Source organism: Acrocarpospora catenulata, from assembly GCF_018476525.1.
Taxonomy (GTDB): domain Bacteria; phylum Actinomycetota; class Actinomycetes; order Streptosporangiales; family Streptosporangiaceae; genus Acrocarpospora; species Acrocarpospora catenulata.
Map to the genome: position 1 here is coordinate 54608 of NZ_JAHCST010000036.1, position 14484 is coordinate 69091.

General features: G+C 72.8%; 13 protein-coding genes. 9 read left to right on the forward strand and 4 right to left on the reverse strand.

What is annotated here, in order from left to right:
* Window positions 1–88 precede the first annotated feature (88 nt).
* Both KIP79_RS29445 and KIP79_RS29450 read left to right on the forward strand, forming a co-directional pair.
* Entirely contained in the window at window positions 89–1189 is a 1101-nt protein-coding gene (locus tag KIP79_RS29445; RefSeq protein ID WP_214108193.1) for an XdhC family protein, read from the forward strand.
* Window positions 1190–1768 (forward strand): nucleotidyltransferase family protein, encoded by a 579-nt coding sequence (locus KIP79_RS29450; RefSeq protein ID WP_214108194.1) that lies wholly within the window; start codon window positions 1190–1192, stop codon window positions 1766–1768. It begins immediately after the preceding gene.
* 120 nt (window positions 1769–1888) lie between these two features.
* Here KIP79_RS29450 and KIP79_RS29455 read toward each other — a convergent pair whose 3' ends face one another.
* Window positions 1889–2776, reverse strand: a complete 888-nt coding sequence (locus tag KIP79_RS29455) for an endonuclease/exonuclease/phosphatase family protein (protein WP_214108195.1) — start codon at window positions 2774–2776, stop codon at window positions 1889–1891.
* Between the two features lie 109 nt (window positions 2777–2885).
* Here KIP79_RS29455 and KIP79_RS29460 point away from each other — a divergent pair, with 109 nt between their 5' ends.
* Window positions 2886–3920: an LLM class F420-dependent oxidoreductase gene (locus tag KIP79_RS29460; protein WP_214108196.1), complete on the forward strand. Its 1035-nt coding sequence runs from the start codon at window positions 2886–2888 to the stop codon at window positions 3918–3920.
* Window positions 3921–4033: 113 nt separating this feature from the next.
* Here KIP79_RS29460 and KIP79_RS29465 read toward each other — a convergent pair whose 3' ends face one another.
* Entirely contained in the window at window positions 4034–5872 is a 1839-nt protein-coding gene (locus KIP79_RS29465) for a glycoside hydrolase family 9 protein (RefSeq protein WP_250214030.1), read from the reverse strand.
* Window positions 5873–5990: 118 nt separating this feature from the next.
* Here KIP79_RS29465 and KIP79_RS29470 point away from each other — a divergent pair, with 118 nt between their 5' ends.
* The 6 genes from KIP79_RS29470 to KIP79_RS29495 all read left to right on the forward strand — a co-directional run bounded on the left by KIP79_RS29470 (window position 5991) and on the right by KIP79_RS29495 (window position 10562).
* Window positions 5991–7031 (forward strand): M24 family metallopeptidase, encoded by a 1041-nt coding sequence (locus tag KIP79_RS29470; RefSeq protein WP_214108198.1) that lies wholly within the window; start codon window positions 5991–5993, stop codon window positions 7029–7031.
* Window positions 7032–7058: 27 nt separating this feature from the next.
* Window positions 7059–7619 (forward strand): elongation factor P, encoded by a 561-nt coding sequence (gene efp / locus KIP79_RS29475; protein WP_214108199.1) that lies wholly within the window; start codon window positions 7059–7061, stop codon window positions 7617–7619.
* The gene (gene nusB / locus KIP79_RS29480) at window positions 7619–8029 is read left to right on the forward strand and encodes a transcription antitermination factor NusB (protein ID WP_214108200.1); all 411 of its coding nucleotides are present in this window, start codon (window positions 7619–7621) and stop codon (window positions 8027–8029) included. The genes efp and nusB overlap by 1 nt, the downstream gene beginning before the upstream one ends.
* A 22-nt stretch (window positions 8030–8051) precedes the next feature.
* Entirely contained in the window at window positions 8052–8747 is a 696-nt protein-coding gene (locus KIP79_RS29485; RefSeq protein ID WP_214108201.1) for a methyltransferase domain-containing protein, read from the forward strand.
* Window positions 8748–8774: 27 nt separating this feature from the next.
* The gene (locus KIP79_RS29490) at window positions 8775–10007 is read left to right on the forward strand and encodes a DNA polymerase IV (protein WP_372453707.1); all 1233 of its coding nucleotides are present in this window, start codon (window positions 8775–8777) and stop codon (window positions 10005–10007) included.
* Window positions 10008–10166: 159 nt separating this feature from the next.
* Window positions 10167–10562: an SCO2097 family morphological protein gene (locus KIP79_RS29495; RefSeq protein WP_214108202.1), complete on the forward strand. Its 396-nt coding sequence runs from the start codon at window positions 10167–10169 to the stop codon at window positions 10560–10562.
* A gap of 69 nt (window positions 10563–10631) precedes the next feature.
* On the opposite strand, the gene KIP79_RS29500 is transcribed toward KIP79_RS29495, so the two are convergent.
* Both KIP79_RS29500 and KIP79_RS29505 read right to left on the reverse strand, forming a co-directional pair.
* Window positions 10632–13193 (reverse strand): transglutaminase TgpA family protein, encoded by a 2562-nt coding sequence (locus KIP79_RS29500; protein ID WP_214108203.1) that lies wholly within the window; start codon window positions 13191–13193, stop codon window positions 10632–10634.
* Between the two features lie 16 nt (window positions 13194–13209).
* Entirely contained in the window at window positions 13210–14451 is a 1242-nt protein-coding gene (locus tag KIP79_RS29505; protein WP_214108204.1) for a DUF58 domain-containing protein, read from the reverse strand.
* Between the last annotated feature and the right edge of the window lie 33 nt (window positions 14452–14484).

Sequence of the window (14484 nt, forward strand, 5' to 3'; positions counted from 1 at the left end):
GATGTGGACAGCCGCAGCGGCGAGTCACCGGTTCGGAGATCATGCGGCTGGTCATGGAACGGGTTTCTCATTGAGAAGGGCGTGGGTCATGCGTGATGTTCTGTCGCAGATCGTCCGATGGTGGGCGGCGGGGGAGCGCTTCGGGCTGGCCACCGTGGTGGGCACCTTCCGGAGCGCGCCCCGTCCGCCCGGGGCCTCGATGGCCGTGCTGGGCGGCGAGGCGGTCGGCAGCGTCTCCGGGGGCTGCGTCGAGGGCGCGGTGTACGAGCTGGCCCAGGAGGTGGTGGGGGACGGGCGGCCGGTGCTCCAGCGCTACGGGGTGAGCGACGACGACGCCTTCAGCGTGGGCCTGACCTGCGGCGGCATCATCGACGTCTTCGTGGAGCCGGTCTCCAGAGAGCTGTATCCGGAACTGGGCGAGATCGCCGCCTGCATCGAGAAACGGGAGCCGGTGGCGGTGGCCACCATCCTGTCAGGACCCGGCACGGCCGGCGCCCGCCGGGTGATCTGGCCGGACCACGCCTCCGGCACGCTCGGCTCCCGGCGGCTGGACGACGCGGTCGACGACGACGTGCGCGGCATGCTGGCCCAGGGCCTGACCGGCGTCCGCCGGTACGGGCCGCAGGGGGAGCGGCGGCTGGACGCCCTCCAGGTCTTCGTGCAGTCCTTCGCCCCCGCGCCGCGCATGCTGGTCTTCGGGGCCATCGACTTCGCCGCCTCGGTGGCCAGGATCGGCAAGTTCCTCGGCTACCACGTGGTGGTCTGCGACGCCCGGCCGGTCTTCGCCACCGGCAAGCGGTTCCCGGACGCCGACGAGGTGGTGGTCAAGTGGCCGCACGACTACCTCACCTCGACCACCGTGGACGAGCGTACGGTGATCTGCGTGCTCACCCACGACCCCAAGTTCGACGTGCCGCTGCTGGAGGTGGCGCTGCGCACGCCCGCCGCGTACGTGGGGGCGATGGGCTCCCGGCGCACCCACGAGGACCGGCTGGCCCGGCTCCGCGAGGCCGGGCTGGGCGAGGTGGAGCTGGCCAGGCTGCGCTCCCCGATCGGCCTGGACCTGGGGGCCCGCACCCCGGAGGAGACCGCCGTGTCGATCGCGGCCGAGCTGATCCAGCTGCGCTGGGGCGGTTCCGGCCGCCCGCTCACCACGACCGAGGGGCGCATCCACGGGGACCAGCCCTAGATGGCCGGGGTGACCGGGCTGCTGCTGGCCGCCGGTTCCGGCAGCCGGTTGGGCAGGCCCAAGGCGCTGGTGGAGTTCGCCGGGGAGCGGCTGGTGGACAGGGGAGTGCGGCTGCTGGAGGAGGGCGGCTGCCATCCGGTGGTGGTCGTGCTCGGGGCGGCCGCCGTACCGGTCAGGGGGGCGGTGACCGTCCTCAACCCGGACTGGGCAACTGGCATGGCGTCCTCGCTGCGGGTGGGTCTGGCGGCGGTGCCGGACGCCTCGCCCGCCGTGGTCGTCGCCCTGGTGGACCAGCCGCTGGTACGGCCCGCGGCGGTGGCCCGGCTGATCGAGGCGTTCCGGGCCGGGGCGGAGGTGGCGGTGGCCGGGTACCACGGCAAGCCCCGCAATCCGGTGCTCTTCCGGCGGGAGCGGGTGCCGGAGCTGGTGGCGACGCTGGCGGGGGACACGGGGGCGCGACCGTACCTGCGGGCCCACCCCGAGCTGGTCACCGTGGTGCCGTGCGAGGACGTGGGGGATCCGGCGGACATCGACTCGGCGGCCGACCTGGCCGCGCTGGCGGAGCGGGCGGCCTGGTGAGGGCTGAAATGAGCCGAAATTTCGGGCGTTGGTATTAACGAGAAATCCGTCCCATAGCCAGCCGCATGGCCTCCGACCAGGACACTCGCCGCTGCGGCTGTCCAGATCACGTATTTCTCATTAATAGCGTAAGTCGGCGGTGGCTGCCCGGTGGTCGCTGCCGGCGGCCTCCAGCACTCCGGCGGCGACGGCCGTCATGCCCCGGAAGAGGATGTGGTCCGGCCGGGTGATCGGGAAGTTCGCCGGCCAGGTGAAGCCGAACCCGCGCCCGGCCTCCTCCTGCGCGTCGGCGAGCGGCGGCACCAGCTCCTCCCGGTGCCGGTCGGTGGTGGCCGTGTTCAGGTCGCCCAGCAGGACCAGCCGGCTGCTCTTGTCCGCCGCGACGAGCTTGCCCGCGGCGGCCAGCGTCTCGTCCCTGAACTCGGTCTCGCCGGGGCGGGCCGAGGCCAGGTGCATGACGTACACGGTCACCTCGCCCTTGGGCGCCTTCACCACCGCGCGCAGCGCGCGGGCCCAGCCCAGGCCCACGTCCACCTTGCGGGCCTCCGCCAGCGGGTAGCCGCTCCAGAGGCCGACCGTGCCGACCTGGAAGTGGTGCGGGTAGCGGGAGTTGAGCTCCTTGGCGGCCGGGCCGCCCGGGGTCAGCTCCTGGAGCGCGACCAGGTCGCGGCCCTGCGAGACCTCCCGTACGGCCGTCGCGGACAGGTCGTTGGAGACACCCACGTTGAGGGTGGCCACCGTCAGGTCCGCCGTGCCGCCGGGCGGGCTGCGCAGCAGGCTGGGGCCGAACATGACCCCCCAGACCAGGGCCGGGAGCAGCGCGACCAGCAGGGTCGCCCGGTGCCTGGCGGCCAGCGCGGCGGCCAGCAGCACCGGCACGCCGAGCCCCAGCCAGGGCAGCACGCTCTCCAGCACGGCGGTCGCCCCGCCGAGCGCGGGCAGCAGCCGGTGACCCGCCAGCACCGCGGCCAGCGCGGCCGCGAGCACGATGACCGCACCTCTCAGCAAGATCCCTCCCCAGCCCTCGCATCCATCGTCCCGGACATATTGGACCGGTGGCCTCACGTGTACCCTCGGAATGCCAACGGAACAAGATTCGGTTGAGAGGGACGGCTTCATGCGGATCGGGATGGCTCTGGAGTACTCGGCAGGCTTCAAACAGACCGTGGAGGAGCTGGCCGACTTCGAGAAGGCCGGTCTGGACATCGTCTTCGTGGCCGAGGCGTACAGTTTCGACGCGGTCAGCCAGTTGGGGTACATCGCGGCCAGGACCGAGCGGCTGCGCATCGCCTCCGGCATCCTGCCGATCTACTCGCGCACCCCGGCGCTGCTGGCGATGACCGCGGCCGGCCTGGACTACGTCTCCGACGGGCGGTTCGTGCTCGGGCTCGGGGCGTCCGGGCCGCAGGTGATCGAGGGGTTCCACGGCGTGCCGTACACGGCGCCGCTGGAGCGCACCCGGGAGATCATCGAGATCTGCCGGAAGGTGTGGCGGCGGGAGAGGCTGGAGTACCAGGGGCGGCACTACACGCTGCCGCTGCCCGGCGGCACCGGTCTCGGCAAGCCGCTCAAGCTGATCAACACTCCGGTCCGGGAGCGGGTGCCGATCGTGATCGCCGCCATCGGGCCGAAGAACGTGGAGCTCACCGCCGAACTGGCCGAGGGCTGGGAGCCGATCTTCTACCTGCCGGAGAAGGCCGCCGAGGTCTGGGGCGGCGCGCTGGCCGCCGGGAAGGCCCGGCGGGACCCGGCGCTGGGCGAGCTGGACGTGGTCGCCCAGGCGCCCCTGGCCATCGGCGACGACGTCGAGGGCCTGCTCGAACTGATCCGCCCGATGGCCGCGCTCTACATCGGCGGCATGGGCGCCAAGGGCCGCAACTTCTACAACGACCTGGCCCGCCGCTACGGCTACGAGAAGGAGGCCGAGCTCATCCAGGAGCTCTACCTGGCCGGCCGGAAGGAGGAGGCGGCCGCCGCGGTCCCGCGCGAGCTCCTGGTCAACATGTCCCTCATCGGTTCTGAGGGCTTCGTCCGCGACCGCGTCCAGGCCCTGCGCGACTCCGGCGTCACCACCATCAACGTCACCCCGATCGCCGCCACCCACGCCGACCGCCTCGCCCTGATCGAAAGGATCCGTGACATCGCCGACTGACCCAGGGAAGAGCCGGCTGTGCGTGACGCACGGTTCGGGGCGGTCGGCTGTGCATACGGCACCATGACGGGCCAGGTGCCGTTTCCCACCCTCGGAGCCACCAGCTCATCGGCTCAGTCGCGGGACATGAGAGTGAGCGCGTACAGGGCGATGGCGGCGAAGTCGTCGGCCGGTTCTGAGGCCTGCCAGGAGCGCACGTCGTCCACGTAGCGGGCGCCCCGGCCGGTGAACTCGGCGTAGCGGTCCACGCCGTCGGGCGGGCAGTGGTTCATCTCCTCGAAGTGGCCGCCCAGGCCGTCGGCGAACAGGTCCTCGCTGTTCGGGCCGTTCACCACGGCGCCGGTGAGCGGCTTGGGGAAGCCGAGGTTGGCGATCTGGTGGTGCGGGCACTTCTCGTAGTTCTCGCCCACCCCGACCATGAAGGACACCCCCCAGGGGTTGGCGCCCAGCGCCCAGCCGCGCTGCCGGGTGCCGAAACCGTCATAGCCGGGGTCCCCGCTCACCGACCGGTAGAGCCGGGCGGTGGCGGCCAGGCCGAAGGCGTGCGGCACCGCGTCGAACTGGGCGTACTCGGCGCCCGCCTGGAACGGGTCGGAGCCCGCCCGGGCGGCGCCGATCTCCAGCTGGGCCTTCAGGTCGGCGATCAGGTTCTGCTCGCCCACCGCGAGACCCCTGGCGTCCGCGCCGCGCAGGGCGAGCACCAGGTCGCGGTGGGCCAGGGCGCTCACGTCGTACAGGTTGAGGGTGTCCCCGCCGGCCTCGTGGGTCAGGTACTGCCCGGCCCAGTGGGCGGCCTGGGCCAGCCAGGCGCCCGCCCGGGGGTCGCCCAGCCGCCGGGCGGCCAGCGCCAGCTCGGCCCCGCCCAGCTCCATGTCGTCCCGCCAGTTGCTCTCGGGGTAGAACGCGAACGGCAGCGAGGTCACCAGGCGGCCGACGTTGGTGGTCCTGGCCTGGGCGTAGACCGTGGCGGCCCGGTCCAGCCAGCGGCGGGCCTTGGCGCGGTCCGGCTCCACCTGGGCGGCCAGCGCGAAGGCGGCGGCGGTGCGGCCGGTCAGGTTGGGGCTGATCGGCTGGCCGGGCGGGGCGGCCCGGAACACCGGGCGGTGGCGGATGTGGCGCCGGTCCGCGCCGGTGTCGTGGTCGTCGGCCTCGGGCAGCCGCCAGACGTCGTGGTCGCCGACGAAGGTGCCCTCCTCGTTCCCGGCGCCGATGCCGACCTGGATGTAGAGGGTCCTGGTCTGCTCGTCCCACATCTTGTCCAGCCAGCGCAGGCCGTGCCTGGCCTCCGCGGCCACCTCGGGGCCGCCGCCGTCCCGGCGGGCCGCCCACATGAGGGTGTCCACGTACGCCAGGATGTGGGTGAACTTGAGATAGTCCCCGGCGTCGAACCAGCCGCCCTCCACGTCGACCTTCTTCTGGCCGCCCGCCGGGGTCAGCTCGCCCTTGATCACGTCGGTGTCGTCCCCGGCGAAGGTCGGCCACTCGTACACGGTCGCGGCCCGGTCGTTGCGGTGGCTGGGGCGGCGGCCGAAGGCGCCGGGGACGACGTCGGCGCCGTCGCGCTGGCTCTGGAAGAAGGTGAGCGCCTTGGCCGCGGGTCCGGCGAACAGGCGCGCGGGGGCCACCTGGAACTCGGGCGAGGTCAGGCCGCCCGCCTTGATCCGGTAGCCGCCCGGCCGCTCAAGCGCGGACAGGTCGAGCAGGTGGACGTGCGGGTAGCGGGTGTTCCACGGCCCCCGGTCGCCGCCGGCCGAGCCGGTCAGGACCGTACGGCCCCGGCCGTCCACCACCGTGAAGGGCAGGTTGCCCGCGGCGGTGGTGCTGAGCAGGTAGGCGTGTTTGCTCTCCGCCGGGGCGAACCCCAGCTGGTCGACCCGGATGAACCCGGTCACCCGGGTGCCCGCCGCGGCGGCCGGGATCCCTGGGACCACTCCGGCCAGGGCGGTCAGCAAGGCTGTCGACGCTAAAGCCAGGACTCTCATCGGCACACTCCCCGCGAAGTTAGGAAAGGTTCCTAACTTCCTAGCCTGGGCCGGGAATCACGTCAACATATGCCGTAAATTTCATCGCATGACCTATGCCGAACGGCGGCGCCGGCTGGCGGCCGGGATCGCCGCCCAGGATGTGCCCGCGCTGCTGGTGACCCGGGCCGTCAACGTGCGCTACCTCACCGGCCTGGCCAGCTCCAACGCCGCCGTGCTGGTCCGCGCCGACGGCACCGCCACGCTGGCCACCGACGCCAGGTACCTGACGACCGCCCGGCAGAACTGCGCCGACCTGGAGGAGATCGTCCAGGCCAGGGACGTGGCCGCCGCCCTGCTCGGCCCGGGCGCGGCCGTCGAGGCGCACGACATGACGGTGGCCGACTACCGGCGGCTCGGCGGCGACATGCCCGCCCTGACCGGCCTGGTGGAGGGCCTGCGCACGGTCAAGGACGAGACCGAGATCGCCGCGCTGCGCCGTGCCTGCGCCGTCACCGACGAGGCGTTCGCCCAGGTCGTCTCCGGCATCGCGCCCGGCGACACGGAACGCGAGATCGCCCGCCGCCTGGAGTTCCGTATGATGGAACTCGGCGCGGACCAGCCCGCCTTCGCCACCATCGTGGCCTCGGGCCCCAACGGCGCCGTGCCGCACCACGCCCCCACCGACCGCCCAGTCGAGCGCGGCGACCTGATCACCATGGACTTCGGCGCGCTCTGCGAGGGCTACCACGCCGACATGACCCGCACGGTCGCGCTCGGCCCGCCCGCCGGCTGGCAGCGCGAGATCTACGACCTGGTACGCCAGGCGCAGCGGGCCGGGCGGCACGCGCTCCGCCCCGGGGCCACCGCCCACGAGATCGACGCCGCCGCCCGGGACCTGATCGCCGGCGCGGGCCACGCCGAGCACTTCGAGCACGGGCTCGGCCACGGTGTCGGCCTGGAGATCCACGAGCTTCCGTTCCTCGGCCCCGACAGGACCGGTAGACTAGAGGATCGAGTTCCGATCACGGTCGAGCCTGGGGTCTACCTGCCGGGCAAGGGCGGTGTGCGCATCGAGGACACGCTGGTGACGCGTGCCGACGGGCCGGAGCTACTCACTCTGACGACCAAGGAGCTGCTCGTCCTGTAGGGCGGCCCGAAAGCAGGAGAACCACACGTGGCGACGACGAACGACCTCAAGAACGGACTGGTGCTGAAGCTCGACGGCGGCGAACTGTGGGCCGTTGTGGAGTTCCAGCACGTCAAGCCCGGTAAGGGCGGCGCGTTCGTCCGTACCAAGCTGAAGAACGTGCGCTCCGGCAAGGTGGTCGACAAGACCTTCAACGCCGGCGTCAAGGTGGACGTGGCCACCGTGGACAAGCGGGAGATGCAGTTCTCCTACATGGACGGCGGCGAGTTCGTGTTCATGGACACCGAGACCTACGACATGCTCAACGTCCCCCGGGTCTCGGTCGGCGACGCCGCCAACTACCTGCTGGAGAACATGACCGCCACGGTGGCGCTGAACGAGGGCGAGGTGCTCTACGTGGAGCTCCCGGCGGCGGTCGAGCTGGTCATCGCGGAGACCGAGCCCGGCCTCCAGGGCGACCGCTCCACCGGCGGCACCAAGCCCGCCACGCTGGAGACCGGCGCCGAGATCAAGGTGCCGCTGTTCATCACGACCGGCGAGAAGGTCAAGGTCGACACCCGTACCGGCGACTACCTCGGTCGCGCTTGATGTCAGCCCGGGGGAAGGCCCGGCGGCGCGCCCTGGACATCCTGTTCGAGGCCGAGGCCAGGGGCCGCAGCCCGCTGGAGGTGCTGGCCGAGCGGGTGGAACGGGCCGAACCGCCGGTCAACGAGTACACGGTCACCCTCGTCGAGGGGGTGACCCGGCACATCGGCCGGGTCGACGAGCTCATCTCGACCTACGCCGAGGGCTGGACGATGGAGCGCATGCCGGCCGTGGACCGCAACATCCTGCGGGCCGGCACCTACGAGATGCTCTGGTCGGCCGAGGTGCCCGAGGGCGTGGTGATCAGCGAGTGGGTGCACCTGGCCGGGGAGCTCTCCACCGACGAGTCCCCCCAGTTCGTCAACGGCATCCTCGCCCGCTTCAAGCAGCTCAAGCCCTCCTTGGTGCTGTGACCGCGAACGTTAGGGGACGGTAGTGCGCGACGCCTTGGCAGGAGTGGTGTGGGACGCCCTGCGTCCGGTCCTGGCCGACCGGCGGCTGGACATCGTGGACGCCGGGGGCGGCACCGGCGGGTTCGCGGTGCCGCTGGCCCGGCTCGGCCACGCGGTCACCGTGGTGGACCCGACGCCGGACTCGCTGGCCGCGCTGGAGCGCCGGGCCGCTGAGGCGGGCGTGACGGTCACCGGGATCCAGGGGGATGCCGGTGATCTCGGCGAGCTGCTCCCGCCCGGCAGCGCGGATCTGGTGCTCTGCCACAGCGTGCTGGAGTACGTGGAGGATCCCGCCGCCGCGCTGGCCGCCGCCGCCGGGCTGCTCCGGCCGGGCGGCGCGCTCAGCGTGCTGGCCGCCAACCCGGTGGCCACCGCCGTCCACCGCGCCCTGGCCGGCAACTTCGGCGAGGCCCGCCGGGCGCTGGCCGACACCGCCGGGCGGTGGGGCGAGAAGGACCCGACCCCGCACCGGTTCACCCCGGAGGCGCTGACCATCCTGCTGGCCAAGGCCGCCTTCACCGTCGGCGAGGTGCACGGCGCCGGGGTCTTCGCCGACCTGGTGCCCGACCGGCTGGCCGAGGCCGATCCGGACGGCCTGGCCAAGTTGGAGCGGGCCGCCGCGGTCCACCCGGTGCTCCGCGACATCGCCACCCGGGTGCACGTGCTCGCCTACCGGTAGAACAGGCGTTCGGATAGACTCGGCCCTGTGTCCAGGAAGCAGATGTTGCCGGGCGGGGGCGGCGGTCTCGCGGACGACTCCGGCTGCCCCATCCTGCACGTGGACATGGACGCCTTCTTCGCCAGCGTGGAGCTGATCGACCGGCCGGAGCTGGTGGGACTGCCCGTCATCATCGGGCACACGGGGGGCCGCGGCGTGGTGCTCAGCGCCACCTACGAGGCCCGCAGGTTCGGGGTGCACTCGGCGATGCCGATGACCCGGGCCCGCCGCCTCTGCCCGCAGGCCGTCGTCATCCCGCCCAGCCACGGCAAGTACGGGAGGATCTCCCGAGGCGTGATGGAGATTTTCCACGCCGTCACCCCCGACGTGGAGCCGCTCTCGGTGGACGAGGCGTTCCTGGACGTGAGTGGCGCCCGCCGCCGCCTCGGCTCCCCGGCCGCCATCGCCATGATGATCCGCGCGCAGGTGGCCGAGCGGTTCGGCATCACCTGCTCGGTCGGCGTGGCCAGCACCAAGTTCGTGGCCAAGCTGGCCTCCCGCGAGTGCAAGCCGGACGGGCTGCTGGTGGTCGCCGCCGACCGGGTGGTGGAGTTCCTCCACCCGCTGCCCGTGGCGGCCCTGTGGGGCGTCGGGGAGCGCACCGAGCAGGCGCTGACCCGGCTGGGCATCCGGACCGTCGGGGATCTCGCCCAGGTGCCGGTGGCGACCCTGCGCCGGGAGTTCGGCGTCGCGGGCGCCCAGCTGGCCGCCCTGGCCTGGGGGCGGGACGAGCGCCGTGTGACATCGCACACACCGGACAAGAGCATCGGCAACGAGGAGACCTTCGACCACGACGTGGACGACCCGGAGACCATCGAGCGGGAGCTGCTGCGGCTGTCGGAGCGGGTGGCCGCCCGGCTGCGGGCCGGGGCCCTGGTGGGCCGCACGGTGAGCGTGAAGCTCCGCCGCGCGGACTTCACCACCCTCACCCGCTCCCGCACCCTCCGCGAGCCCACCGACGTGGCCAAGGAGATCCACGCCACCGCCTGCGAGCTCTACCGGGCCGCCGGCCTGGAGCGGGTCAGGCTCCGCCTGGTCGGGGTCCGGATGGAGAACCTGCGCCCGGCCGGCACCGCGACCCGTCAGCTCGGCCTCGGTGACAGGGAGACCGGGTGGCGGGAGGCGGAACAGGCGATGGACAAGGCGATCCAGCGTTTCGGTCCGGATGCGGTACGCCCGGCTTCGCTGGTTCGCCGTCCGTTTGATGGAATGGATCTATGACGTCACCTCCGGTTTGGACCGCGCTTGTGGACGTTGTGACCGTTTTCTTTCGTCTACGTCTACAGACTCGTATTCTGGGGATAACCGACCGCAGGGTTCGGACACCCCGAGTCGTCCGTTGCCGTCTTCCCCATACTGGGGCTGTCCTTGGGAGGCGCCGTGCCGCTGTCTGAGCACGAGCAGCGCTTGCTCGACCAGATCGAGCAGGCCCTCTACGCCGAGGACCCGAAGTGGGCCAATACCGTCCGGATCAGTGATCCGCGCAGCCATTACAAGCGCCGCCTGGTGAAGGCCTCCATCGGCTTCACGCTCGGCGTCGTGCTGTTGATGGTCGGCGTCGTGTCAAACGCTATCTGGCTCGGCGTCGCCGGCTTTGTGGTCATGCTCGCGACCTGTCTGTGGGGTCTGTCCAGCTGGAAACGCATGAATGGCTTCGGCGGTGAGTCAGGCTCGTCCGCCGCCGCCCCACCCCAGGGTGGTGGCCGCCGGAGCAAGCGTCCGGGCTTCATGGAGCGCATGGAAGAGCGCTGGCGCCGCCGCAACGACGAGCGCTGAAAGGGAAGCTGAAAGGGAAAGGGCCCGGGGGTGTCCCCCCGGACCCTTTGAACCAGCCAGGCCGCGGAGCTACCGTCGGGTCCCCGCCAGGGGGCGTTCGGCGGTGGCTTCTTGCTTGCGCCCATGGCCGGTGTCCCCATGGCCGGTGGCCTTCCTGCGGGGGCGCCAGCCGCCGATGCCCTCCAGACGGTCGAAGCCGTCCAGCAGGCGCTCGCCCAGGGCCCGCAGCCGGAGCAGGGCCGACACGGGGGCCAGCACGGCCGCCAGCTTCCGCCGCCGGGAGACCGTGGCGCCCAGTGCCTGCCGTACCGCGCGGAGATCGCTGACCAGCGGGCCGGCGGCTCCCGGGGTGCGGGCGTAGCGGAGGCGCTCCTCGGCGGAGGAGATCTTGGCCAGCGCCGCGGCCGCCTCCGCGTCCATCGGGTACCGCTCGGTCAGGCGGCGGCTGAGCGCCCGGGGGGTCTCCGAGGACTGCCGTGCCATGCCGAGGTCGGTGAGGGTGTCGCAGAGCTCCGCCCAGGCCGCCTCGACGGCGGGGACGGTGTACCTGGCCGGATCCGGGGCGGGCCGTTCGTCGGGGTCGTCGGCCGAGACGATCTCGTCCCGCCGCCAGCCGTCGGTTTCGGTCTCCCGGGTTTCTTCGGTCGTGCGGACTTCGGTGGGACCGAAACCCGCCGCCCGGGTGAGCACCCGCCGCCGCCAGAGCCAGAGCCAGAGCCGCAGCAGGGCGGGGATCAGGGAGAGCAGCAGGGCGATCCCGACGCCGATCAGGATCTTGATGGTCAGCCCCAGGCCCTGGTCGACCTCCGGCGCCGGCCCGCCCAGGGCCGGGTCCTCCAGCTCGCGCAGGTTCCGCGTCGGCGCCTGGGACCCGGTGGGGTCGTCGGCGGAGCCGGACGGGCCGGCCGAGGCGCCCGCGGAGGGGCTGGCCGTCGGGACCACGGGCAGCGCGTACTGCGGCACCCGGGCCGTGGCCTGGCCGCCGCCGCCCGCCGGGGTGGGCTCGAAGCGCAGCCATCCGGCGCCCTCGAAGTAGAGCTCCGGCCAGGCGTGCGCGTCGTGGGTGCGGATCGTCCAGACACCGTCGATCTTCGTGCCGCCGGTGTACCCGATGGACACCCGGGCCGGGATGTCCAGCAGGCGGGCCATCACCGCCATCGCACTGGCGAACTGCTCGCAGTACCCGGCCCGGCTGTTGAGCAGGAAGTCGGCCAGCGCCTCGTTGCTGGAGCCCCGGGTACGGAGGCTGTAGGCGAAGTCCCCGGTCTTGGTGAACCATTCCTGAAGCTTGACCGCCTGCTGGTAGGGCGAGGTCGCCCCCTCGGTCACCTGGAGCGCCAGCTCCCGGACGCGCGGGTCGATCCCCTGCGGCAGCGCCAGGAACCGGGACTGCACCTCGACCGGCGGCGGCGGCGCGGCGTCCAGCGCCTCGAAGGTGGGCCTCAGCTCGGTGCCCTCCACCCGGTACTCAAGACCGGCGGCCTCGTCCTGGGTGGAGAAGACCATCAGCGTGGTCCGGTCGGCCCGCCAGTCGCCCTCCACCGCCACCCGGGTGGCCGGGTAGGGCAGCGGCAGGAAGCGCAGCTCCTCGATCTCGTCGCTGATCTTTATGGTGCTCTCGGTCCGGGTGGCGGGGGTGCTGGGAGACAGGCCGGGAATCGGGGGCATCGGCCCCTCGCTCACCTTGTCCTCCGGCCGCCCGCGCAGCGAGCTCGGCTTGAACTGCCGCCCGTCGAACACGTCCAGCGAGTAGATGCGCAGGTAGCGCGGGGTGTCGTCGGCGGAGGTGTAGGTCATCACGGTGGCGTTCTGGGGCTGGCTGAGCTCGCCGCTGAGCTTGGCGATGGCGTCCGGGATGCCGACGTTGTTGCCGCCCCGGCCCAGGCCGTTGCCGACGCCGAAGCCGAAGAGCGGGTCCGGGTTGAGCGTCGGGATCAGCGCGGGCACCAGCACCGCCAGCGCGATCGCGGTCACCCCCACCCGCTTGCCGGACAGCGTCAGCCGCCCCGACGCCGAGCTGGGGTCGGCGGTGCTCGTCCGCGACCGGCGGACCACCACCACCCGTCCCCAGTGGCCGACCCGCTCCCGGCCGTCGGCCGCCAGCAGGCCGACGAAGCCCAGCGCGCCCAGCGCGAAGGCCGGCCAGCCGATCGGGTCGTTCAGCACCGCCGCCGGCACGGTGAACAGCGCGAGCAGCGGGAGCCCGGCCAGCGCGGCCCGGCGCAGCCGTACCGCCAGCAGGTCCACCAGGACGGCGATCAGGCCGATGCCGCCCGCGGTGAGCAGGCTGATGCCGGGGGCGGCGGGCACGGGGGCCGCGTACTTCTGGATGTCGTCGAAGCCTTCGAGCAATAACTCGGCCAGGCGGAGCAGCGAGTCCTTGGTGGGGATCACCGCCAGCCAGGCCTCGTCCCTGGCGAACGCGCTGCTCAGGAAGACCAGCAGGGTGACCAGCATGCTCACGGGGGCCAGCCAGCGGGGCAGCGCGGCCCGGCTGACCAGGGTGGCCATGGCGGTCAGGGTGAGCAGCACGCCCAGGCCCGCCCAGAACCAGGCGCCGTCCGCGAACAGCGGGTAGAGGGTCAGCGAGACCGCCCCGGTGGCCAGCCCCGCGAAGATCGGCAGCCTCATCGGCCTTCCCTTCCGCTCACGCCGCGCTCCTCTTGTACGCCGCGTCCGGCCAGACCGCGGCCAGCGAGGCCCCGGCGGGCAGCCGCAGCACCCGCCAGCCGCTCCCGGCCAGCACGGCCTGCGCCCGCTGGGCCTCCTCCCGGGAGGAGGCGCCCGCCGCCTGCGGCTCCCAGTCGGCTACGTCGAGCAGCACCGCGACCCCGGTGGTGTGGCCGTGCCTGAGCCGGGCCAATGCCTGTGCTTCCTCCGGGTCGATCGCGCCGAGCACCGCCACGATGAGCCCGTCGCCGCCGCCCTGGCGGAGCGCGGCCAGGCCCAGGTCGAGGCGGCGTGCGGCGCTCTGCCGTACCACGGCGAGGGTGTCGAGCAGGGAATGGGAGACGCCGGTCTCGGTCAGGTGCTGGGGCCCCTGGTCGGTGACCAGGCGCAGGCCCAGGCCCTCGGCGGCCAGGTGCACGCCGATGGAGGCCGCCGCCGAGACCGCCACCTCGAAGGAGGAGCGCGGCCCCTCGCCCCGGTGCGCCGGGCGGCGGGTGTCCAGCAGCAGCGCGCCCCGGCTCTGCCACTGCTGCTCCTCGCGCCGCACCATCAGCTCGCCGTACCGGGCGGTGGAGCGCCAGTGCACCCGGCGCAGGTCGTCGCCCTGCCGGTACTCGCGCGGCGCCACGTCGTCGTCCCCGGCCGCGGCCACCGACCGGGTACGGCTGTCGCCGCCGCCGGTGAACTCGCCCGACAGGCGGACCGGGGGGAGCGGCACCACCTGCGGGGTGACCACCAGGGTGTCGGTGACGGTGAAGGTCCTGGCCAGCTCGACCAGGCCGAAGGGGTCGGTGATGCGGACCGCCAGGGGGCCGATGGAGTAGCGGCCGCGCAGGTCGGAGCGGACCTTGTAGTCGATCTCGCGCACGCCCTTGGCCTCCACCCGGTCCAGCACGAAGCGGGGGCGGCTGCCCAGCGCGTACTGGAGGGTGTCCTCGATCAGCAGCAGGCCGGTGGGCAGGCGGGTGACGTTCTCCAGGCGGAGGGTCACCGTGGCGTCGTTGCCGGCCTCCACCCGGGGCGGGTCGAGGCGCCGGGCGCAGCTGAGCCGGTAGCGGGTGCGGGCCACCACCATCGCGGCCAGCAGCGGCAGCGCGATGATGAGTAAGGCCACCCGGAGCAGGTCGTGCTCGCCGAGGAAGACGGCGCAGAGCAGGGCGGCGACTCCGGAGGCCAGGAAGGAGCGGCCCCGGGAGGTGAGCGACTTGAGCCCGATCATGGATGTCGTCCGATCACGCTTGGGGTGACCCGG